Source organism: Lapillicoccus jejuensis, from assembly GCF_006715055.1.
GTDB lineage: Bacteria > Actinomycetota > Actinomycetes > Actinomycetales > Dermatophilaceae > Lapillicoccus > Lapillicoccus jejuensis.
In genome coordinates, this window is the sequence record NZ_VFMN01000001.1 from 2,726,500 (window position 1) to 2,748,358 (window position 21,859).

At 73.7% G+C, this 21,859-nt stretch carries 17 protein-coding genes; 5 read left to right on the forward strand and 12 right to left on the reverse strand.

The genetic code is table 11. From position 1 onward, the window contains the following. Position 1: 1 nt before the first annotated feature. Positions 2-2,524 (forward strand): bifunctional FO biosynthesis protein CofGH, encoded by a 2,523-nt coding sequence (locus FB458_RS12775; protein WP_246061198.1) that lies wholly within the window; start codon positions 2-4, stop codon positions 2,522-2,524. Between the two features lie 39 nt (positions 2,525-2,563). On the opposite strand, the gene FB458_RS12780 is transcribed toward FB458_RS12775, so the two are convergent. From FB458_RS12780 to FB458_RS12790, 3 genes are all read right to left on the reverse strand, one after another. Then, positions 2,564-3,847 carry a YncE family protein gene (locus tag FB458_RS12780; RefSeq protein WP_211356031.1) on the reverse strand — a complete coding sequence of 428 codons (1,284 nt, stop codon included), beginning with the start codon at positions 3,845-3,847 and terminating at the stop codon, positions 2,564-2,566. After that, positions 3,844-4,698, reverse strand: coding sequence for a polysaccharide deacetylase family protein (locus FB458_RS12785; protein ID WP_246061199.1), 855 nt, complete (start codon positions 4,696-4,698; stop codon positions 3,844-3,846). The genes FB458_RS12780 and FB458_RS12785 overlap by 4 nt, the downstream gene beginning before the upstream one ends. A 63-nt stretch (positions 4,699-4,761) precedes the next feature. Then, positions 4,762-5,196, reverse strand: a complete 435-nt coding sequence (locus FB458_RS12790; RefSeq protein ID WP_141848828.1) for a MerR family transcriptional regulator — start codon at positions 5,194-5,196, stop codon at positions 4,762-4,764. Positions 5,197-5,251: 55 nt separating this feature from the next. On the opposite strand from FB458_RS12790, the gene FB458_RS12795 reads away from it, so the two are divergent. The 3 genes from FB458_RS12795 (at position 5,252) to FB458_RS12805 (ending at position 9,373) form a co-directional block, all read left to right on the forward strand. Further along, complete coding sequence (locus FB458_RS12795; RefSeq protein WP_141848829.1) at positions 5,252-6,436, forward strand: acyl-CoA dehydrogenase family protein; 1,185 nt, start codon at positions 5,252-5,254, stop codon at positions 6,434-6,436. Next, positions 6,433-7,983 (forward strand): acyl-CoA carboxylase subunit beta, encoded by a 1,551-nt coding sequence (locus FB458_RS12800; protein WP_141848830.1) that lies wholly within the window; start codon positions 6,433-6,435, stop codon positions 7,981-7,983. The genes FB458_RS12795 and FB458_RS12800 overlap by 4 nt, the downstream gene beginning before the upstream one ends. A 73-nt stretch (positions 7,984-8,056) precedes the next feature. Next, the gene (locus tag FB458_RS12805) at positions 8,057-9,373 is read left to right on the forward strand and encodes a hypothetical protein (RefSeq protein ID WP_141848831.1); all 1,317 of its coding nucleotides are present in this window, start codon (positions 8,057-8,059) and stop codon (positions 9,371-9,373) included. 163 nt (positions 9,374-9,536) lie between these two features. Here FB458_RS12805 and FB458_RS12810 read toward each other — a convergent pair whose 3' ends face one another. From FB458_RS12810 to FB458_RS12825, 4 genes are read right to left on the reverse strand one after another with little or no spacing between them, the layout of a single operon-like run. Continuing rightward, positions 9,537-10,199 carry a Maf family protein gene (locus FB458_RS12810; protein WP_141848832.1) on the reverse strand — a complete coding sequence of 221 codons (663 nt, stop codon included), beginning with the start codon at positions 10,197-10,199 and terminating at the stop codon, positions 9,537-9,539. A 9-nt stretch (positions 10,200-10,208) separates the two neighbouring features. Further along, positions 10,209-12,077: a Na+/H+ antiporter gene (locus tag FB458_RS12815; protein WP_141848833.1), complete on the reverse strand. Its 1,869-nt coding sequence runs from the start codon at positions 12,075-12,077 to the stop codon at positions 10,209-10,211. Positions 12,078-12,089: 12 nt separating this feature from the next. Next, entirely contained in the window at positions 12,090-13,403 is a 1,314-nt protein-coding gene (locus tag FB458_RS12820) for an MFS transporter (RefSeq protein WP_141848834.1), read from the reverse strand. Then, the gene (locus tag FB458_RS12825) at positions 13,400-15,103 is read right to left on the reverse strand and encodes a DUF885 domain-containing protein (protein ID WP_246061200.1); all 1,704 of its coding nucleotides are present in this window, start codon (positions 15,101-15,103) and stop codon (positions 13,400-13,402) included. The genes FB458_RS12820 and FB458_RS12825 overlap by 4 nt, the downstream gene beginning before the upstream one ends. A 407-nt stretch (positions 15,104-15,510) precedes the next feature. On the opposite strand from FB458_RS12825, the gene FB458_RS12830 reads away from it, so the two are divergent. Further along, the gene (locus FB458_RS12830; RefSeq protein WP_141848835.1) at positions 15,511-16,350 is read left to right on the forward strand and encodes a helix-turn-helix domain-containing protein; all 840 of its coding nucleotides are present in this window, start codon (positions 15,511-15,513) and stop codon (positions 16,348-16,350) included. A 26-nt stretch (positions 16,351-16,376) separates the two neighbouring features. Here FB458_RS12830 and FB458_RS12835 read toward each other — a convergent pair whose 3' ends face one another. From FB458_RS12835 to FB458_RS12855, 5 genes are read right to left on the reverse strand one after another with little or no spacing between them, the layout of a single operon-like run. Further along, positions 16,377-17,009 carry an HD domain-containing protein gene (locus FB458_RS12835; protein WP_170185672.1) on the reverse strand — a complete coding sequence of 211 codons (633 nt, stop codon included), beginning with the start codon at positions 17,007-17,009 and terminating at the stop codon, positions 16,377-16,379. After that, entirely contained in the window at positions 17,006-18,472 is a 1,467-nt protein-coding gene (locus FB458_RS12840; RefSeq protein ID WP_141848837.1) for a metallopeptidase TldD-related protein, read from the reverse strand. Before FB458_RS12840 ends, FB458_RS12835 begins: the two co-directional genes overlap by 4 nt. After that, positions 18,472-19,977 carry a TldD/PmbA family protein gene (locus tag FB458_RS12845; RefSeq protein WP_141848838.1) on the reverse strand — a complete coding sequence of 502 codons (1,506 nt, stop codon included), beginning with the start codon at positions 19,975-19,977 and terminating at the stop codon, positions 18,472-18,474. Before FB458_RS12845 ends, FB458_RS12840 begins: the two co-directional genes overlap by 1 nt. A gap of 28 nt (positions 19,978-20,005) precedes the next feature. After that, the gene (locus FB458_RS12850) at positions 20,006-20,218 is read right to left on the reverse strand and encodes an acyl-CoA carboxylase epsilon subunit (protein ID WP_141848839.1); all 213 of its coding nucleotides are present in this window, start codon (positions 20,216-20,218) and stop codon (positions 20,006-20,008) included. Further along, on the reverse strand, positions 20,215-21,858 hold the full coding sequence (locus tag FB458_RS12855; RefSeq protein WP_141848840.1) for an acyl-CoA carboxylase subunit beta: 1,644 nt from the start codon (positions 21,856-21,858) through the stop codon (positions 20,215-20,217). The genes FB458_RS12850 and FB458_RS12855 overlap by 4 nt, the downstream gene beginning before the upstream one ends. Position 21,859: the final 1 nt, after the last annotated feature.

The window sequence follows — 21,859 nt, forward strand, 5'->3', positions numbered from 1 at the left end:
CGTGACCTCCTCTGCCCTCCGGCGCGTCCTGCGCCGCGCCCGCGACGGTGTCGCCCTCGACGTCGCCGAGGCCGAGCAGCTGCTCGGCGCCCGCGGCGACGACCTCGTCGACCTCACCGCCTCCGCGGCCCGGGTCCGCGACCAGGGGCTGGCCGACGCCGGCCGCCCCGGCGTCGTCACCTACTCCAAGAAGGTCTTCGTCCCGCTCACCCGGCTGTGCCGGGACCGCTGCCACTACTGCACCTTCGCCACCGCGCCGCACAGGCTGCCGGCGCCGTACCTCTCGCCCGACGAGGTCCTCGCCGTCGCCCGCGAGGGCGCAGCGCTCGGCTGCAAGGAGGCGCTCTTCACCCTCGGCGACCGGCCCGAGGACCGCTGGCCGCAGGCCCGCGAGTGGCTCGACGCGGCCGGCTACGACTCGACGCTGGACTACGTGCGGGCCATGGCCATCCGGGTCCTCGAGGAGACCGGCCAGCTGCCGCACCTCAACCCCGGCGTCATGAGCTGGTCGGAGCTGCAGCGGCTCAAGCCCGTCGCCCCGTCGATGGGCATGATGCTCGAGACGACGTCGCGCGAGGTCTACGAGACCGGCGCGCACCGCGGCTCGCCCGACAAGGACCCGGCGGTGCGGCTGCGGGTCCTCGAGGACGCCGGCCGCTCGTCGATCCCCTTCACCACCGGGATCCTCATCGGCATCGGCGAGTCCGTCGCCGACCGGGCCGAGTCGCTCTTCGCGATCCGCCGGGTCGCCCGCGCGTACGGCTCGGTGCAGGAGGTCATCGTCCAGAACTTCCGCGCCAAGCCGGACACGGCCATGGCGCGCCGCCCCGACGCCGAGCTCGACGAGCTCGTCGCGACGGTCGCCGTCGCCCGGCTCGTCCTCGGCCCGCGGATGCGGCTGCAGGCCCCGCCGAACCTCATCGGCGACGAGTTCGCCCGGCTGCTCGCCGCCGGCATCGACGACTGGGGTGGGGTCTCGCCGCTCACCCCGGACCACGTCAACCCCGAGCGGCCGTGGCCGCACCTCGACGTCCTCGCGCAGGAGACGGCGGCGGCCGGCTTCGAGCTGCGCGAGCGGCTCACCGTCTACCCGCCGTACGTCGTCGCCCGCGAGCCGTGGCTCGACCCGCGCGTCGTCCCCCACGTCGAGGCGCTCGCCGGGCCGGACGGCCTCGCCGTCGCCGACGCCCCCGTCGTCGGCCGCCCATGGCAGGAGCCGGAGGACGTCGCGTCGTCCGGGCGCACCGACCTGCACACGGCGATCGACCGCGAGGGCCGCACCGGTGACCGTCGCTCAGACTTCGACGCCGTCTACGGTGACTGGGACACCGTTGCCGGGGAAGCGACCCGGACCGGGGCGCCGGTGCGGGTCGACGCCGACGTGGCCTCGGCGCTGCGCGCCGCCGAGCGCGACCCGGCCGGTCTGTCCGACGCGCACGCCCTGGCCCTGCTGCACGCCGACGGTCCGGCGCTCGACGCCCTCTGCGCCCTCGCCGACGGGCTGCGCGCCGACGCGGTCGGTGGCGACGTCACCTACGTCGTCAACCGGAACATCAACTTCACCAACGTCTGCTACACCGGCTGCCGGTTCTGCGCGTTCGCCCAGCGCAAGACCGACGCGGACGCCTACACCCTCAGCGTCGACGAGGTCGCGACCCGCGCGGCCGAGGCATGGGCGCTCGGCGCGACCGAGGTCTGCCTCCAGGGCGGGATCCACCCCGACCTGCCGGGGACGATCTACGTCGACATCGTCCGGGCCATCAAGGCCCGCTGCCCCGACCTGCACGTGCACGCCTTCAGCCCGATGGAGGTCGTCAACGCGTCCGCCCGCACCGGCCTGTCGGTGCGCGAGTGGCTCACCCAGCTCAAGGAGGCCGGGCTCGGCTCGATCCCCGGCACCGCCGCCGAGATCCTCGACGACGACGTGCGCTGGCTGCTGACCAAGGGCAAGCTGCCCGCCGCCGAGTGGATCGACGTCGTGACGACGGCGCACGAGGTGGGCCTGCGCTCGAGCAGCACGATGATGTACGGGCACGTCGACAACCCCTCGCACTGGCTGGGGCACCTGCGCACGCTGGCCCGGATCCAGGACCGCACCGGCGGGTTCACCGAGTTCGTCGGACTGCCCTTCATCCACACCAACGCCCCGATCTACCTCGCCGGTGTCGCCCGCCCGGGCCCGACCGCGCGCGACAACCGCGCCGTGCACGCCATGGCGCGGGTGCTGCTGCACGGTCGGATCGACCACATCCAGTGCTCGTGGGTCAAGCTCGGCGTCGAGGGCTGCCGCGAGGTCCTCACCGGTGGCGTGGACGACCTCGGCGGGACGCTCATGGAGGAGACGATCAGCCGGATGGCCGGCTCCCAGCACGGCTCGGCCAAGACCGTCGCCGACCTGCACCACATCGTCGAGGCTCTGCCCGGGCGCACGGCCCGCCAGCGCACGACGGAGTACGGCGTCGTGCCGCAGGAGCGGCTCGAGGCCGCCGGCCGGTTCACCGGCCTGCTGCCCTCGGTGGGGTGACGCCCGAGCCCGTACGGCGCCGCGCGGCGCCGTACGGGCTCAGCGCATGGTGCCGGTGTGCCCCAGCGAGATCCGGCCCGGCTGCGGCCACACGAGCAGCCCGTGCGGGCCGCTCGCGACGGGGATCTCGTGGGTCACCCGGCCGGTGGTCGTGTCGAAGACGTAGACCACCGAGCTGTACCGGCCCGACAGCCACAGCTCCTTCCCGTCGGCGCTGACGCCGCCCATGTCGGGGGAGCCGCCGCCGGGGATGACCCACGTCGTCACCGCGACGAGGGTGGCGGCGTCGAGGACGCTGATCGTGCCCTCGTCACGGTTGGAGACGTAGACCCTGCTCGCGTCGCGCGAGAAGTAGATCCCGTGTGCGCCCTTGCCGGTCGGGATGAACCTCGCCACGGTGAAGGTCCTCGCGTCGATGACCCAGACGCCGTTGCGGAGCATGTCGGCGGCGAGGAACCAGCGCCCGTCCGGGGTGAGCCGGACGTCCTGCGGCATCGACGAGGCACCGCGGACCAGGCCACCCGCCGGGCCGCCCATCGAGCGGGCCATGGCCGGGTCCGTCGCACCCGGGGTGGCGATCGCGTCGAGGTCGATCGTCTTCACGACGTGGGTGAGCCCCGGGTCGATCTCGACCAGCTCGCCGCTGAACTCGCAGCTGGCCAGCATGGTGCGCCGGTCGGCGGTGACGTCGGCGTGGTTGAGGCCGGCGCAGCCGACGGGCACGTCGCGGACGGCGGCCATCGTGTGGGCGTCGCGGACCTCGATGGCGCGGGCCCGCTCGCTCATGACGAGGGCGTAGCGGCCGTCGGGGGAGAAGTAGAGGTTGTAGGGGTCGAAGACGTGCACCGGCGTGCCGGGCGTCCCGGTCCGCGGGTCGATCGGGGTGAGGGTGTCGCCGGCGTCGCTGTTGACCCACAGCGTCGTGAGGTCGTGCGAGGGGACGACGTGCTCGGGGGACGAGGCCACGTGGTACGTCGCGACGACCCGGTAGGTCGACGGGTCGATGACCTGGACGAGCCCCGCGACCTGGTCCGGGACGTAGACGAGCGGCTTCGCGCTGCGCGCGGCGCCGGTGAGCATCCCGACGCCGTCGGCGGCGTAGACGTCCCTACCCGTCACGGCGGCGTCCGCGGCCGTCGCGCTCGCGGTGCTCGTCGCGGTGCTCGTCACGCCGGACGGGCGCGTCGTCCCGGTGCCGCGCGAGGGTGCGGCGGTCGTCGGCGCGCCACCGGACGAGCACGCGCCGAGGAGGCCGAGGGCCACGGCGGTGGCGCAGGCGAGCACGGCGGTGCGGCGACGGGTCGCACGGGTGGGACGGGTCACGCGGGGGCCTCCAGGAGGGTCGGGACGGTGACGGCGGACAGACCGGTGGCCTGCAGCGCGTCGAGGACGCGCGGCAGCGCGGTGAGCGTGCCGGGGTGGCCGAGGTGCAGGCTGACGATGGCGCCGGGGTGCAGGCCGGCGGTGACGGTGCGCACGACGGCGTCGGCGCCGGGGTCGGTGTAGTCGAGCGAGTCCAGGTCGTAGGAGATGCTGCGCGCGTACCCGGCCGACGCGGCCGCGGCCCGGATCGTCGGCGTGCTCGTCGGGGTGCCCGAGGGACGGAACAGCAGCCCCGCGTGCCCGACCGACGTGGCGACCGCGTCCGCGCCGCGTCTCACCTCGTCGGTGGCCGCGGCGAGGCCGAGGTGGGTGAGGGTCGGGTGGCTCCACGTGTGGTTGCCCAGCGCGTGGCCCTCGGCGACGATCTCGCGACCGACGGACGGGGTCGCGGACAGCCACGTGCCGACGGCGAAGACGGTGACCTTGGCGCCGCGCTGCTGGAGCAGGGTGAGGACCCGGTGGGCGAGGGCGACGTCGCCCGCCCCGTGGAAGGTGAGGGCCACGGCCGGGGTGCTCGCGGACCCGCTGGCGATGTCGGGCCCCGGGGTCGACAGGACCGCGGGGGTCGCGGGGGCGCTCGCGGTCGTCGACGTCGTCGACGTCGTCGACACGGTGCCCGGGGCCGCGGAGGTGCCGGTGGGGGGCGGGGTCCCCGCCGCGGAGGACTGCTTGATCGGCACGGTCGTCGGGCCGCTGTCGCAGCCCGCGAGCAGGGCGCCCGCGCCGACGACTCCGCCGACGAGGCCGCCGACGACGGCGCGCCGGGGCAGGGGGCGTTCGCTCGAGGTCACCGGAGAAGGGTCACACCTGCGCGCGGGTGCTCCGTGCCACCGGGGCCCGATCCGACGAGGTTGTCAGGAACCTCCCAGCCGGCCGAGGTCCTCGCGGCAGCGGGTCCCGAAGCGGTCCAGCTCGGCGAGCGCCTCGTCGAGGTCGGCGCGGCGTTGCTCGAGGTCGGCGCGGCGGTCGTCGATCTGCCCCAGCACGTACTCCAGCTGCGAGCGGCGGCCCCGGGGGGCGTCGTACAGGTCGATGATCGTGCGGATCTCCTCGAGCGGGAAGCCGAGCCGCTTGCCGCGCAGGATGAGCGAGAGCCGGGTGCGGTCGCGCCGGTGGTAGACGCGCTGGGTCCCGCGCCGCTCGGGGGAGAGCAGGCCGAGCGACTCGTAGTGGCGCACCGTGCGGTGGGTGACGCCGAACTCCTCGGCGACCTCGGCGATGGTCCAGGTCCGCTCGTCGGTGCGGGCCGGAGCTCGCTCGGAGGTGCGCTCGGGCGTGCTCGTGCTCATGACGGCATCGTGGTTGACGTTGACGTCAACGTCAAGAGCAGTCCATGATGGCCGCATGTTCGAGCTCTCCAAGGACCACGAGGACTTCCGCGCCGTCGTACGCGACTTCGCCGAGCAGGAGGTGGCGCCGTACGTCGCCGAGTGGGACCGGGAGGCGCGCTTCCCCACCCACCTCGTGCCGAGGATGGGCGAGCTGGGGCTCTTCGGCCTCGTCGTCCCGGAGGAGTACGGCGGCTCCGGCGAGGGCGGCGGGGGCGACTTCACCGCCCTGTGCGTGGCCATCGAGGAGCTCGGCCGGGTCGACCAGTCGGTCGGCATCACGCTGTCGGCCGGGGTCGGCCTGGGGATCAACCCGATCCTCACCTACGGCTCCGAGGAGCAGAAGCAGCGCTGGCTGCCCGACCTCGTCGCCGGGCGGGCGCTCGCCGGCTTCGGCCTGACCGAGCCGGGCGCCGGCTCGGACACCGCGGCGCCGCGGACCCGCGCGAAGCGCGACGACGACGGCTGGGTCCTCGACGGGGCCAAGGCGTTCATCACCAACAGCGGCACCGACATCACCTCGGTCGTCACCGTCACCGCGCGGACCGGAGAGAACGCCGACGGGTCGCCGCAGGTCTCGGCGCTCATGGTCCCGGCGGGGACGCCGGGCTTCACCGTCGAGCCGTCGTACCGCAAGCTCGGCTGGCACCTCAGCGACACCCACGGACTGACCTTCGAGGGCTGCCGCCTCCCGGCGGACAGCCTCCTCGGCGAGGAGGGGCAGGGGGTGCGGCAGTTCCTCAAGACCCTCGACGACGGCCGCATCGCGATCAGCGCGCTCGCGCTCGGCTGCGCGCGGGCGTGCCTCGAGCTGGCGACGGACTACGCGAAGAGCCGGACGGCGTTCGGCCGCCCGATCGGGGCCAACCAGGGCGTCTCGTTCCCGCTGGCCGACCTCGCGGTCGCCGTCGAGTCGGCGCGGCTGCTGACCTACAAGGCGGCCTGGCTCAAGGACGAGCTGCACGCCGGACGGCGCTCGGTCAAGGAGGTCAAGCAGGCCGCGGCGATCGCCAAGCTCCAGTCGACCGAGGCCGCGGTGTCGGCGACCCGGGTGGCGACGCAGGTCTTCGGCGGCAACGGCTTCATGGAGGAGTACCCGGTGGCGCGGTTCTACCGGGACGCGAAGATCCTCGAGATCGGTGAGGGCACCTCGGAGGTGCAGCGGATGCTCATCGGTCGCGGCCTCGGGCTGACGGCGTGAGCGACCCACGGGTCGCGCAGGTCCGCGAGCGGCTGGCGACGGCGTACGAGGCCACGGTCAAGCCGAGCGACAAGGCTCGCGCCAAGCTCGACGCCCAGGGCAAGATCCCCGTCCGCGACCGGGTGGACCTGCTCCTCGACGAGGGGTCCTTCGTCGAGGACGGGCGGTACGCGAACAGCCGGGCGGTCGGGCTGCCGGCCGACGGCGTCGTCACCGGGCGGGGGACGGTCGACGGCCGGCCGGTCGTCGTCATCGCCAACGACCCGACGGTCAAGGCCGGGTCGTGGGGGGCGCGGACGGTCGAGAAGATCGTGCGGATGACCGAGGTCGCGCTGCGCGAGGAGCTGCCGGTCTTCTGGCTCGTCGACTCCGCGGGGGCGCGGATCACCGACCAGGTCGAGATGTTCCCGGGTCGGCGGGGGGCCGGGCACATCTTCCACAACCAGGTCGCGCTGTCGGGTCGGGTGCCCCAGGTCTGCTGCCTGTTCGGGCCGAGCGCGGCGGGCGGGGCGTACATCCCGAGCTTCACGGACATCGTCATCATGGTCGAGGGCAACGCCTCGATGTACCTCGGCAGCCCGCGGATGGCCGAGATGGTCGTCGGGGAGACGGTCAGCCTCGAGGAGATGGGTGGCGCGCGGATGCACTGCACCACCTCGGGGTGCGGTGACCTGCTCGCGGCCGACGACGTCGAGGCGATCGAGCTGGCCCGGCTGTACTTCTCCTACCTGCCCTCGTCGTGGCGGGAGGCACCGCCGTCGTACGACGCCGAGGAGCCGTCCGTCCCGCTGACCCGCGACGTCGTGCCGGAGCGTGAGTCGGTCGGCTTCGACGTGCACGAGGTCATCGACGGGCTCGTCGACGACGGGTCGTTCTTCGAGGTCAAGCCGCTCTTCGCGCCGGAGCTCGTGGTCGGGTTCGGGCGGCTGGCGGGGGAGACCGTGGGGATCGTCGCCAACAACAGCCTCGTCAAGGGCGGGGTGCTGTTCATCGACAGCGCCGACAAGGCGACCCGCTTCATCTGGCTGTGCGACGCGTTCAACATCCCGCTCGTCTACCTGTGCGACGTGCCGGGCTTCATGATCGGCAGCGAGGTCGAGCGGCAGGGGATCATCCGGCACGGCGCCAAGATGGTCAGCGCGGTCGCGTCGGCGACGGTGCCGCAGGTGTGCGTCGTCGTGCGCAAGGCGTACGGGGCCGGGCTGTACGCGATGGGCGGGCCGGGCTTCATGCCCGACGCGACGATCGCGCTGCCGACGGCGCGGATCGCGGTGATGGGGCCGGAGGCGGCGGTCAACGCGGTCTACGCGAACAAGATCGCCGAGGTCGAGGCCGCCGAGGGGGTCGCGGCGCGGGAGGCGTACGTGGCGGAGCGGCGCCGGGAGTACGAGGAGGACGTCGACCTCGAGCGGCTCGCCGCCGACCTCGTCGTGGACCAGGTCGTCGAGGCGGAGGAGCTGCGGGGCGAGCTGCTCAAGCGGCTGCGGTACGCCGCCGGGCGCGACCGGGCGTTCTCCGAGCGGCGACGACCGGTCACGCCCGTCTGACGCCGTACCCTGAGGGCACGCCCACCGCCCGAGGAGCCGCACCATCGTCACCGTCACGCCCACCGCCCGCCGGGTGCAGGAGAAGCTGCCCGCTCCCGTCCAGGCGGGGGTGCGGGCGATCCGGCGCGTCACGCCGGGGCCGGTGCCGGTGGAGGCGCCGACCGTGGCGGCCCTCGAGGAGGGCCGGCCCTGGTGGCGCCGCTTCGGGCTGTGGTTCCCGCTGGCGGTGTGGTTCGTCACGCGGGCGACGACGGCGGTCATCGCCGTGGTGGCCCAGCGCAACGAGATCGCGCTGCCGTGGAGCAACGGGATCCTGCGGATCATGTTCCCGACGGGGACGGCGCCGGGCTACTGGACGGTGATGTCCAACTGGGACGGGCAGTGGTACCGGGAGATCGCCACCCACGGCTACCCGATGGTGCTGCCCCGCGCGAGCGACGGCACCGTCGACATGAGCGCGTGGGCGTTCTACCCGGTCTACCCCCTCCTCGTGAAGGGGCTGATGGCGGTGACCGGGCTGCCGTTCGCGGTGGCGGGCGGCATCGTCAACCTCGTCCTCGGCGCCGTCGGGATGGTGCTGCTCTTCCGGCTGGTGGACCAGGCGGTGGGGCGCTGGGAGGCGGTCGTCGCCGTCGTCGGCGTGTGCACCTTCATCTCCGCGCCGATCCTGCAGGCGACGTACACGGAGTCGCTGGCCATCGTCGTCGTCGTCTCGCTGCTCATGCTGCTGCGGGCCCGGCGCTACTGGTGGGTCGCCGTCGGGCTCGTCGTCCTGGCGCTGAGCCGCAACATCGTCGCGTCCATGGCGCCGGTGATCCTCACCCACCTCATCGTGCGATGGCGCACCGAGGAGGAGCTGCCGCGGCGCAGCAAGGTGGGGCTGCTGCTGCTCACCGGGTGGGCGGGCGCGCTGACCGCCCTGTGGCCCGCGGTCATCGGGGTCGTGACCGGGATCCCCAGCGCGTACACCCAGACGCTGGCGGCCTGGAAGGTCGGCAGCGACATCAAGCTCTACTCGTGGTGGACCTACCTCGTGGCCGCCTACGGGTGGGTGGGGCCGATCTTCGGCATCGTCGCCGTCGTCGTCTTCGCGTGGTTCATGATCACCCACCGCACCTGGCGCTGGGGCCCGGAGATCTGGGCCTGGGCCGGCGCCTACCCCGCCTACCAGCTGCTCGTCACCAACAGCGGGCCCTCGCGGCTGCGCTACGCGATCCTCGCGTTCCCCTTCACCCTGCTCATCGCCTGGTTCCTCCAGGTGCGCTGGTGGCGGCGCTGGCGCGTGCTGCTGCTCTGCCTCGTCGCCGTCCTCGGCGTCGCGCAGCAGGCGTGGTACGTGAGCAACTACATCGTCGTCAGCCACCTCGACGGGAACGTCTACTACCCCTGACGGGTGCCCCGTCGGCCGAGCCCTCGGCAGGTCCGCTCGGGCCGCCGCGGGCCTTCGGGGCCTGCGCGGGACCCGTCCGCGCTCGCTATGCCGTGCCCCGCCCTGCGGGGCACGGCATAGCGCCGGCGCAGGAGGCCTCGGACAACCCCCTCCGGGGCGGCTGTCAGCCGCGTCCGAGGACGAACCAGCCCACGCCGACCTCGGCGACGAGCTCGCGCAGGAGCGGCAGGGACAGGCCGACGACGTTGTGGTGGTCGCCCTCGATCCCGGTGACGAAGGCGCCCCCGAGGCCGTCGACGGTGAACGCCCCGGCGACCCGCAGCGGCTCTCCGGTGGCGACGTACGCCTCGATCTCGTCGTCGGTGACCTCGGCGAAGTGGACAGTGGTGCTGGCGGTGGCGCCGAGCGTGGCGCCGGTGCCGCCCTCGTCCTCGTCGCGCTCGTCCCGCAACCAGTGGCCGGTGTGCAGCACCCCGGAGCGGCCGCGCATCCGCCGCCAGCGCTCGCGCGCCTCGGCGGCGTCGGCCGGCTTGCCGTGCACCTCCCCGTCGAGCTCCAGGACGGAGTCGCAGCCGAGGACGAGGGTGGAGGTCTCGACCTGGGAGGCCACCGCCTCGCACTTGGCGCGGGCCAGCAGCAGCGCCACGTCCGCGGGCTCCAGCTCGCCGTACGCCGCCCTCGCCTGCGCGACGGCCGCCTCCTCGTCGACGTCGCTGACGACCACCTGCGGCTCGATCCCCGCCGCGCGCAGGGTGGCCAGGCGAGCGGGCGACTGGGAGGCGAGGACGAGGGCGACGGGGGTGGTGGAGGACGTGGGGTGGGGCACGGCGCGACCCTAGCCGAGCAGCTCGTCGACGTAGCACCAGCGCCACTGCTCGCCCGGCTCGATGCTGCGCATCACCGGGTGCTGGGTGTGCTGCCAGTGCCGCTCGCTGTGGCGCCCCACGGACGAGTCGCAGCAGGCGACCTTGCCGCACTCGAGGCACATCCGCAGGTTGACCCAGGTCAGCCCCTCCTCGATGCAGTCGCGACACCGGTCGGGGTCGTCGGGCTCGGTCGAGCTGCACGCCTCGCGCAGGTGCTCGCAGTCGCCGCGCTGCGGTTCGGGCGTGGTGATGATCCGGTCCTGGAGCTCCGTCTCGCGGTCGTCGACGATGGTGAGCATCGACTCCTCGAGGTCGAGGCTGGTCATCACCTCGTCGAGGACCTCGCGGTCGACGGTGCCGGTGTCGCGCAGCCGCAGCACCTCCTGACGCTCGGCCTTGAGCATCTTGCGGCGCAGCCTGCGGTAGACCTCGTTGGGGCTCGGTTCGTCGATCCGCGTGGTGCCGAGCCGCTCCCAGGCCAGGTGGGTACGACGCTCGCCCTGGAACCGCAGCTGGTCGACGATCGCCTGCGGGGTGTCGTCGTGCAGGTGCTCCTCCAGGACCGCGTTGCCCTTGGCCACGGCGCGCCCGAGGACGGTCGCGGTCTGCAGGGCGTCCTCGCGCGGGTCGGGCCCGTGGACCCCGAGTCGGCGCACGAGCCAGGGGAGGGTCAGGCCCTGCAGCAGGAGCGTGCCGACGGTGACGACGAGCGCGATGAAGAGCAGGACCTCGCGGTGCGGCGTCGTCGTGGGGAGCAGCAGGGCGGCGGCCAGGGTGACCACCCCGCGCATCCCCGCCCAGGACAGCACGAGACCGGCCTTGATGGACGCGGACTCGACGTGCCGGCCGGGGGCCAGGCGCAGCGAGGCACCGAGCAGGAGGATCCACACGGGGCGGAGGAGCATGACCGTGAGCAGGACGAGCAGGGCGATGAGGACCGAACGCCCGAGACCCAGCTCGGAGCTCACGACGGCGGCGACGATGACGTGCGCGTACAGGCCGATGACGAGGAAGACGGCGTTCTCGAGCAGGAACTGGATCGTCGTCCAGTTCAGGCGCTCGGCGGTGCGCGACTGCGCGGTCTGGACGACGGGGGCCTTGTGCCCGAGCAGGATCCCGGCGACGACGACGGCGAGGACTCCCGAGGCGTGGATGGACTCGGCGGGCAGGTACGCCAGCCAGGGCGCCATGAACGACAGCGCGACGTCGGTGGTCACGTCGGTGATCCGCTGGCGCACGTGCCCCAGCACCCACGCGACGACGAGGCCGATGAGGATGCCGCCCGCGGCGGCGAGCAGGAAGTCGCCGCCGACCTCGGCGAGGCTGACGCTGCCGGCGATCCCGAGGATGGCGGCCCGGACGATGACGAGGGCGGTGGCGTCGTTGAACAGCGACTCGCCCTCGAGGATGGTGACGATGCGGCGGGGCAGGCCGATGCGACGGGCCACCGCCGTGGCGGCCACCGCGTCGGGTGGCGCGACGACGCCGCCGAGGGCCAGCGCCGCGGCGAACGGGATGTCGAGCAGCTTCCACGTCACGAGGGCGACGCCGAAGGCGGTGAACACGACGAGGCCCACGGAGAGCAGGCCGATGACGTTGCGGTTGGCGCCGAGGTCCACGAGCGAGGAGCGGATCGAGGCGGCGTACAGCAGGGGCGGCAGGATGCCGAAGAGGATGACCTGCGGACCCACCTGCAGCTCCGGGACCCACGGGACGAAGGAGGCGAGGATCCCGACGGCGGTGAGCACGAGCGGGGCGGAGAGGTTGAGGCGCCGGGCGCCGGCGGCGACGACCACGACGGTCGCCGCCAGGAAGATGAGGGTGAGGGCGGGCTCCACGCCCGCATTCTGTCAGTCGACGTCGGGCCGGGGTGCCGCGCGCAGGACGAGGGTGAGGACGGCGCCGAGGAGCATCGCCGCCCCGACGAGCCACAGCCCGGCCCGCTGGTTGCCGGTGAGGTCGGCCAGCCAGCCGGTGACGTACGGCGCCACGAAGCCGGACGTGTTGCCCACCGCGTTGACCAGCGCGATGCCGCTCGCCGCGGCGGCGCCGGAGAGGAACGTCGTGGGCAGGGCCCAGAAGGTCGGCAGGAAGCACATGATCCCGATGGCGCAGATCGAGACGGCGACCATCGCGGCCACGGGGCTGCCGAGGTAGAGCGTGACCGGGATGGCCAGGCCGCCGACCGCGAGCGGACCCGCGACGTGCCAGACGCGCTCGCCGGTGCGGTCGCCGTGCCGCGCCCACAGGAGCATGGCGACGGCGCCGAGGACGTACGGGATGGCGTTGATGAAGCCGCGCTCGAGCAGCGAGTACGACGTGCCGTACTGCTTCTCGAAGCCCTTGATGATCGTCGGGAGGAAGAAGCCGAGGGCGTAGAGGCCGTAGACGCCGCCGAAGTAGACCAGGGCGAGCGTCCACACGCGCGGGCTGCCGAGCGTGCCGCGCACCGAGGCGTGGTAGCGGCCGGCCTTGGCACCCTCGTCGGCGTCCATCGTCCCCTGCAGGGCGGCCCGCTCGTCGGTGTCGAGCCAGCGGGCGTCGGCGGGACGGTCGGTGAGGTAGAACCAGCAGGCGATGCCGAGCAGGACGGCCGGGATGCCCTCGACGAGGAACATCACCCGCCAGCCGGCGAGGCCGCCGATGCCGTGGCCGGTCGAGATGACCCACGAGGACAGCGGGGAGCCGATCGCCGTCGACAGCGGCACGGCCGCCATGAAGAGCGCGGTGATGCGTGCGCGCTCCTTCTGCGGGAACCAGTAGGTGAGGTAGAGGATGATTCCCGGGAAGAAACCGGCCTCGGCGATCCCGAGGAGGAAGCGCAGGCCGTAGAGCCAGCCCGCGTTCGGCACGAACGTCATGGCGGTGGCGACGACGCCCCAGCTGACCATGATCCGGGCGATCCAGCGACGGGCGCCGAACCGGTGCAGAGCCAGGTTGCTGGGGACCTCGAGCAGCAGGTAGCCGATGAAGAACACCCCGGAGGCGAGGCCGAACGCCGCCTGGCTGAGGCCCAGGTCGTCGTTCATGCCGTTCGGGCCGGCGAAGGAGATGTTCGTCCGGTCGAGGTAGTTGACGAAGTAGAGCAGCGCGAGGAACCACACCAACCGCCGAGCGACCTTGCTCGACGCCCGGGCGAGGGCGGGGGCCTCGACGGCGGTCACCGCACGGCCTCCTTCTCCTGGCCCAGGACGGCGTCGCGCAGGGTGTCCAGGCCGACGCCGCCGACGTCGAGGGCCCGGCGGTGGAAGGCCTTGGGGTCGAAGGCGTCGCCCTCGCGGCGCCGTACCTCGTCGCGCAGCTGGAGCCAGAGCCGCTCGCCGATCTTGTACGACGGCGCCTGGCCGGGCCAGCCGAGGTAGCGGTCGAGCTCGAAGCGCAGCCACGCCTCGCCCTGGTTGGCGTGCGCGGTGAGGAACTGCCAGGCCTTGTCGTAGGTCCAGTCGCCGCCGCCGACGGACGCGGGGGCCTCGAAGCCGCAGTGGACGCCGATGTCGATGACGACGCGGGCGGCGCGCAGGGACTGCCCGTCGAGCCACCCCATCCGGTGACCGGGGTCCTCGAGGAAGCCGAGCTCGGCCATCAGCCGCTCGGCGTAGAGGGCCCAGCCCTCGCCGTGGCCGGAGGTCCACGCCTCGAGGCGGCGCCACTTGTTCAGCAGGCCGGAGCGGTAGACCGTCTGGGCGACCTGGAGGTGATGGCCCGGGACGCCCTCGTGGTAGACGGTGGTCAGCTCCTTCCAGGTGCCGAAGGAGGTCTCGCCCTTGGGGACCGACCACCACATGCGACCGGGGCGGCTGAAGTCGTCGCTGGGGCCGGTGTAGTAGATGCCGCCGGTCTCGGTGGGCGCGATCATCCCCTCGATGGTCCGGACCGGGCCGGGGATGTCGAAGTGGGTGTCGGCGAGCGCGGCGACGGCCTCGTCGGCGCGCTCCTGCATCCACGCGCGCAGGGCGTCCTTGCCGTCGAGGCGGTAGGCCGGGTCGTCGTTGAGCAGCGAGATGGCCTCCTTGACGGAGGCGCCGGGGCGGATGCGCTCGGCGACCTCGCGCATCTGCGCGTCGAGGCGGTCGCACTCCTCCTGGCCCCAGCGGTAGGTCTCCTCCAGGTCGACCTCGGCACCGACGAAGTAGCGGGACATGAGCCGGTACCGCTCGATGCCGCAGGCGTCGGCGGCCGGCGCGACGGGCAGGAGGTCGTCGCGCAGGAAGCGACCGAGGTCGCCGTACGCGTCGGAGGCGGCCCGAGCGGAGTCGGTGACGCGGGCGGCGGTCCCGGCGCTCGCACCGCCGCGCTCCGCCATCCCGGTGAGGGCGGCGAAGTATCCGTGGGCGGAGGTCAGCTCGTCGATCTGGGCGAGGCAGGCCGCGACCTGCCGCTGCGGCGCGACGAGCCGGCGGCCCTTGGCCTCGGTGAGGGACTCGCGGTACTGCGCCAGAGCGGTGGGGATCGCGCCGACCCGGGCGGCGATGGTGGCCCAGGCCGCGTCGCCCTCCTGGGGCATCAGGTCGAGGATGTCGCGCACGCCCTGCAGCGGTGAGGCGATGACGTTGAGGGACATGGCGTCGTACCCGGCGGCGTACACCTCCTCCGCGAGCCCGAGGCGCTCGCGCATGGCGGCGACGGTGACGCGGTCGGTGTCGTCGACCGGGCGGGCCGCGTCGAGCCGGCCGAGGGTGGCCTGCCGCAGGTGCGAGTGCGCGGCGTGACCCGCGGGCGAGAGGTCGTCGAGCTCCCCGTCGTGCCCTGGGATCCCGAAGGTGGTGGCGGAGATCGGACTGATGGCGACCATGGCGTCGAAGTAGTCGTTCGCGATGCGATCGACCTCGGTCTGCGGGCGCTCCCCTGCGCTGGTGTCACTCACCGGCCGACCGTAGCGCAGGCCTCCGGCCTCCGCCGTCGTGGATTCCCACGATGATTGTTCGTGGAACGACGGTTCGGGTCGGTGGTTTCCTGCCCCCTGCGGCGTGGTCTCGACCCCGTGTTCCGCGAGCGCTATGCCGTGCCCCGCCCTCAGGGGCAAGGCTCATCCACCGCGCAAGCGGCCCTTCGGCGGCGGCTATGCCGTGCCCCACGGGGTGGGGCACGGCATAGTGCGCGCGCGTGAGGGGGTGGGGTGGTGGTCGGGCGGGGGGGCGTCGGCCGCGCGTCGGCCCCGGTTTCGGAGCTGGGCGGCGGGCTCGGTCCACAACCCCCGGGTGCTTCCGCGGGTTCGATCACGTGTGGGGACAACGTCGGTGGGGCGTGGGGGGCGCGGTCGACGATGGGGGCATGAGCGCAGCGGCCGGCACCTTCGTGGAGGAGCTCGGGCGTGCGGTGCGCGAGGTGCGGTGGCGGATGCGGGTGAGCCAGCGCGAGCTGGCCGCGCAGCTGGGGGTGAGCAAGAGCTGGGTCGGGCGGGTCGAGAGCGGCGAGGTGTCGGCGGCGCTCGCCGTCGTCGGCCGGGTGGCGGCCGACCTCGGTCTCACCGTCGTGCTCATCCCCGGCCCCGCTGCCGGCACCGACCTCGAGGACCCTCGGCGTGACGGCGCCTCGGGGGACCATGGCCGCCCCGACGACGTCGGGGCGCGCGGCGAGGTCGCCGACGACCCGCTCGTCCCGACCGACAGCGACCACATCGGAGACGGCGAGGACATCGGCGACGGCGGGGCCCGTGGCGCGGGGGCGCCGTGGCGGGACGGCGCGACCCCGGGGCCGCCGCAGGGCACGGGGAGGGGGAGGGTCGGGTCGCCGTCGTTCGACGCCGACCCGCGGGCCGCCGCGCTCGTCGAGCGGTGGCGCGAGCGGGCCGAGCGGGAGGGCGTCCGGGACGCGGCGGGACGTCGGATGCCGGCGCACCTCGTCGCCTACCCGATGAGCTACCCGCACCACTGGTGGGTGGTCCGGCACCCGCACCGGTCCCTGCGCCGGCGGCCGATCTGGAGCTTCACCTTCCGCACCCCGACGGCGGCCGCCGTGCTCCTGGTCGGCGACAACCCCCCGCCCCTGGGGCTGCACCCCGACGGGGGCTGGCCGATGCAGGGACGCCCGAGCGCGGAGGTGCGCGCGCAGTGGCCGCCCACCTTCCCGGTCCGACCGCGCTGGTACCCGCCACCGCTCAGCGGGAACTGAGCGCAGCGACGGGTGGGCGGGACGGGTCAGACGACCGGGTGCCCGTACCGCCTCGCGAGCCCCTCGACGTCCGGCGGCCCGAACCGCTGCTGCGCGACGCGGAACAGCGCCGCCTGCCGCGGCAGGCTCGCCTCCAGCCCCGCGGCGAACCGCTCCGGGTCGTTGAAGCACGGCCGCTTGGAGTGGAACCGGTCCGCGTAGCAGAGCAGCTCGGCGACCACCCCCTGCGGCGCGTAGTCACGCACCGGAAGCAGCATCCCCGACGCGCGGATGTCGTCGGCCGACAACCCCATGAGCACGTGCGTGCGCACCGCCGCCGCCACCCGCTCGTCGACGCCCTCCTCGCGCAGCAGCGTCGCCCCGATCAGCGCGTGCAGCGGGTAGGCCGGGTGGTTCCCCAGCCGCCCGTCGGGCGAGTACAGCGCGTACGTCCCGAGGTCGTGCAGCAGGCACGTCGCCCGCAGCAGGGACAGGTCGACCGGACCCTCCTGCTCGTCGAGACGCTCCGCGCATTGCGCCGCGATGTCCGCGACGACCCGTCCGTGCGTCAGCACCAGCTCGAGGACCTGCTCGCTCGGTGCGTACCGCCGGTGCAGCGCCTCCACCTGCGCGTCGTCGGGCACCCAGCCGGAGGCCCCGGCCCCCGCGCCGCCCGTCACTGCGCCTGGCTCACGCTGCTCATGTTGAACCCCTCGACCCGCACCGGCGGCACGGCCGCCCGGGTGAAGTAGTCGCCCCACTCGCGCGGGTAGCAGCGTTGCGTCGCGCCCACCTCGGTGATCCGGCCGAGGACGTCGAGCGGCGACTCGTTCCACCGGAAGTTCGTCACCGCCCCGACCACCTCGCCGCCCTCGACGAGGTACACCCCGTCGCGGGTCAGCCCGGTCATCAGCAGCGTCTGCGGGTCGACCATCCGGATGTACCAGAAGGTCCCCACGAGCAGCCCGCGCGACGTCGACGCCACGAGGTCCTCGAGCGACCCGGTCGCCCCCGGCAGCTCCAGCACGAGGTTGTCGCCCGGGGGAGCGCACGGCGTCCCCGCCGCGGCGGCCCCCGTCCCGTCGCCGCCGGCCGCCGCCGACCGCGCCGCGTACGCCCGGCTCCCCGTCAGCGTCGCCACCGCGCCGCCCCGCAGCCAGTCGGTGCGCCCGACCGCGAGGCCGTTGTCGAACACCGACTCCGTCGCCCCCGACGCCGGGGCGATGAGGAACGGCGCGGACTGCAGGCCGTCGTACGTCGGGTCGGAGTAGAGGTCGAGGGGCAGCTGCGCCACCTGCTCGCCCACCCGCGTGCCACCGCCGGTCCGCGCGAAGGCCGAGCGACCCTCGTCCGCCGCCCGGGCGCCCATGCTCCACTGGAGGTAGACGAGCAGGTCGGCCAGGCACGTGCCCGGGAGCACCGTCTCGTAGCGCCCCGCCGGCACCTCGACCGTGCGTCGAGCCCACCCGAGCCGCTGGGCCAGCTGCGCGTCCGCGCCGAGCGCGTCCGCCTCCGACGGGTCGCGCAGGCTGAACCCCAGGTAGCTCGACGCGCTCCAGTCCTCGTTCTTCGCGTTCATCTCCAGCCGCCCCGTCGGCTGCACGTGCCGCAGCCGCAGCCCGGTCGAGGACCCGAGGTACGTCGTGTCGACGATCTGCTCGGCGAACCCGAAGTGCCGCCGCGCGACCTCGTCCGACCCGGGCGCCGCGCTCCGCGCGAACACCTCGCCGAGGTCGGCCGCCAGCCCCGCGAACGCCCCGATGCTCGTCGCCTCCGGCTCGAGCGCGAAGTCCGAGCCGGTCCCCGCCTGCGCCGGCGTCACCAGCGGCGCCTCGTCGGGCGCCGGCCCGGAGGCCCGCGCCGCCGCCTCCGCCTCGGCCACGAGCGCGACGACGTCGGCGGCGTCGACGACGGTCCGCCCGACGACCCCGGACGCCGTCCCGCCGGACACGCCCGCGGTCGCCACGACGGTCACCGTCCGCGACGACATCTCCCCGTTCGTCGTCAGCGAGCTGTCGCCCCAGCGCAGGTTCGCCTCGGACCGGTCGGTGACGAGGACCACCGTCCCCAGCGACGTCGCCGCCGCCAGCGCCCGCTCGACGACCTCCTGCGGGCTCGACAGCCCACCCGTGACCGCGCCCATCAGTGCCCCGCCTCCGCCACCGTGTTGAGGATCCGCACGCCACGGAACAGCCCGGCCGGCGTCCCGTGGCTCGCCGCCGAGACCTGCCCCGGCTGCGCCTTGCCGCAGTTGAGCGCGCCCCCGCGGTAGAACGTCGCCGGCCCGCCCACCGCCTCCATCGAGCGCCAGAAGTCGGTCGTCGTCGCCTGGTACGCCACGTCGCGCACCTGCCCGGCCAGCCGCCCGCCCTCGATCCGGTAGAACCGCTGCCCGGTGAACTGGAAGTTGTAGCGCTGCATGTCGATCGACCACGAGTTGTCGCCGACGACGTAGATCCCGTCCTCGACCCGGGAGAGCAGCGCGTCCAGCCCGCCGCCGTCCGGGTCCGGCTGCAGCGACACGTTGACCATCCGCTGCAGCGGCACGTGCCGCGCGCTGTCGGCGTACGACGCCCCGTTGCTGCGCCCGAGCCCGCGCAGCGCCGCCATCGCCCGGTCGGTCTGGTACCCGACCAGCACGCCGTCGCGCACGATGTCCCAGTGCTGCGCGGCGACCCCCTCGTCGTCCCAGCCGACCGACGCCAGCCCCCAGTCGGTGTCGCGGTCGCCGGTCACATGCATCGCCGGCGACCCGTAGGCGAACGTCCCCAGCTTGTCCGTCGTCGCGAACGACGTCCCGGCGTACGCCGCCTCGTACCCGAGCACCCGGTCCAGCTCGGTCGCGTGCCCGACCGACTCGTGGATCGTCAGCCACAGGTTCGACCCGTCGACCACCAGGTCGTAGACCCCCGGCCGCACCGACGGCGCCTTGACCTTCTCGCGCAGCAGCTCCGGCAGCTGCGCGACCTCGTCCTCCAACCCCGTCGACGGCGCGAGGACGTACTCCCAGCCCGCTGCCGCCGGAGGCGCCAGCGTCCGCATCGACTCGAACCCGCCCTGGGCCCGGTCGACCGCCACCGCGCTGAGCACCGGGTGGATCCGCACCCGGGTCTGGGTCGTCGACGTCCCGAACGAGTCGGCGTAGAAGACGCTCTCGCGCGCGCTCTGCACCGACGCGTGCGTGGCGCTCACCCCGTCGCCGGCGGCGAGCCGCTCCGACAGGTCGACCAGCGTCGCCACCTTCTCGCCGTCGGCCACCGCGAACGGGTCGAGCTCGTACGGCGAGCTCCAGGTCACCCCCGCGTAGACCGGCTCGTCGGCCAGCTCGACCCGCTCGGTCGACACCGGCCGGCTCGCGACGGCGACCGCGACGGCCCGCTCGGCCAGCCGTGGCGCCTCGTCGGTGGTCAGCGCCAGACCGGCCGCGAACCCCCAGCACCCGTCGTGGACGACGCGGACGGCCAGCCCGACGTCGACCGACGTCGCCGACGACTCGACCTCGAGGTCCTGCAGCGAGAGGTGGTGCCCGTGCAGCGACACGACGCGCAGCGCGGCGTACGACGCCCCCAGCTCCCGCGCCCGGGTGAGGGCGGCGTCGGCCAGGGCGGACAGGGGCAGGGCGAGGAACTCGGCGTCGACTCCGCTCATGGCCCCACCCAACCACGGGTGGGTCGGGTCAGCGCGGCAGGCCGGAGGCGCGCCACCCGCCACGGCGGGGCCCGTACGACGACCCGAGGCCGCGCCCGGGTGCGCCCCACCGGGGCCGCGGCCCGGGGCGCCGCTCCTCGCCGTCGCCGGACAGCCCGGCGAGCAGGACGGCGACGACCGCCGCCAGCTCCTCGTCGGTCGGCTCCCCGCGCTCGACGCGCAGCACCGGCTGCTCGCTCACAGCGGGATGTTCCCGTGCTTCTTCGGCGGCAGCGACTCGCGCTTGGTGCGCAGCGCCCGCAGCGCCCGGGTGACGTTCATCCGCGTGTTCGACGGGGTGATGACGGTGTCGACGTAGCCGCGCTCGGCGGCGACGTACGGGTTGGCGAGCTGCTCCTCGTAGGCGGCGATGAAGTCCGCGCGGACCTGCTCGACGTCGCGGCCCTCGGCCTCGGCGGCGGCGATCTCCTTGCGGTAGAGGATGTTCACCGCGCCCTGCGCGCCCATGACCGCGATCTGCGCGGTCGGCCACGCGAGGTTGATGTCGGCCCCGAGGTGCTTGGAGCCCATGACGTCGTACGCGCCGCCGTACGCCTTGCGGGTGATGACGGTGACGAGCGGCACCGTCGCCTCGGCGTACGCGTAGAGCAGCTTGGCGCCGCGGCGGATGATGCCGTCCCACTCCTGGTCGGTGCCCGGCAGGAAGCCGGGCACGTCGACGAAGGTCAGCACCGGCACGTTGAACGCGTCGCAGGTGCGCACGAAGCGGGCCGCCTTCTCCGACGCGTCGATGTCCAGGCAGCCGGCGAACTGCATCGGCTGGTTGGCCACGACGCCGACGGGCAGACCGTCGACGCGGGCGAAGCCGGTGATGATGTTCGGCGCGAACAGCGCCTGCACCTCGAGGAAGTCGCCGTCGTCGACGACGTGCCGCACGACCTCGTGCATGTCGTAGGGCTGGTTCGGCGAGTCGGGGATGACGGTGTCGAGGAACAGGTCGTCGTCGGTCACCGCGAGGTCGCCGTCCTGCTCGCCGTACGACGGCGGCTCCTCGAGGTTGTTCGACGGCAGGTAGGACAGCAGCGCCTTGACGTAGTCGATCGCGTCCTGCTCGTCGCTGCCCATGTAGTGCGCGACCCCGGACTTCGTGTTGTGGGTCAGCGCGCCGCCGAGCTCCTCCATCGTCACGACCTCGCCGGTGACCGTCTTGATGACGTCGGGTCCGGTGATGAACATGTGCGACGTCTGGTCGACCATGACGGTGAAGTCGGTGATGGCCGGCGAGTAGACCGCCCCACCGGCGCACGGACCCATGACGATCGAGATCTGCGGGACGACGCCGGAGGCGTGCACGTTGCGCCGGAAGATCTCGGCGTACAGACCGAGCGCGACGACGCCCTCCTGGATCCGCGCGCCGCCCGAGTCGTTGAGCCCGATGACGGGGCAGCCGATCTTCATGGCGAAGTCCATGACCTTGCAGATCTTCTCGCCGAAGACCTCGCCGAGCGACCCGCCGAAGACGGTGAAGTCCTGCGCGAACACGGCCACCTGGCGGCCGTCGACCGTGCCGTAGCCGGTGACGACGCCGTCGCCGTACGGGCGGTTGCGCTCCTGGCCGAAGGCGTACGAGCGGTGCCGCGCGTACTTGTCCATCTCGATGAAGGTGCCCTCGTCGAGGAGCATCTCGATCCGCTCCCGCGCGGTCCTCTTGCCCCGCGCGTGCTGCTTCTCGACGGCGCGCTCGGAGCCCGCGTGGGCGACCTCGGCGACCCGCCGCTTGAGGTCCGCGAGCTTGCCGGCGGTCGTGGCCAGGTCGGGGGCCTCGGGGGCCTCGGGGGCCTGGTCGGGCGCGTCGTCGGAGAGCGTGTCGACCTGCGTCATG

What these genes read in the sequence shown, in the direction of transcription:
- FB458_RS12830 (WP_141848835.1), top strand. Translation starts at nt 15,511, where the DNA reads ATGAGCGCAGCGGCCGGCACCTTCGTGGAGGAGCTCGGGCGTGCGGTG.
- FB458_RS12845 (WP_141848838.1), bottom strand. Translation starts at nt 19,977, where the DNA reads ATGAGCGGAGTCGACGCCGAGTTCCTCGCCCTGCCCCTGTCCGCCCTG.
- FB458_RS12840 (WP_141848837.1), bottom strand. Translation starts at nt 18,472, where the DNA reads ATGGGCGCGGTCACGGGTGGGCTGTCGAGCCCGCAGGAGGTCGTCGAG.
- FB458_RS12855 (WP_141848840.1), bottom strand. Translation starts at nt 21,858, where the DNA reads ATGACGCAGGTCGACACGCTCTCCGACGACGCGCCCGACCAGGCCCCC.
- FB458_RS12795 (WP_141848829.1), top strand. Translation starts at nt 5,252, where the DNA reads ATGTTCGAGCTCTCCAAGGACCACGAGGACTTCCGCGCCGTCGTACGC.
- FB458_RS12790 (WP_141848828.1), bottom strand. Translation starts at nt 5,196, where the DNA reads ATGAGCACGAGCACGCCCGAGCGCACCTCCGAGCGAGCTCCGGCCCGC.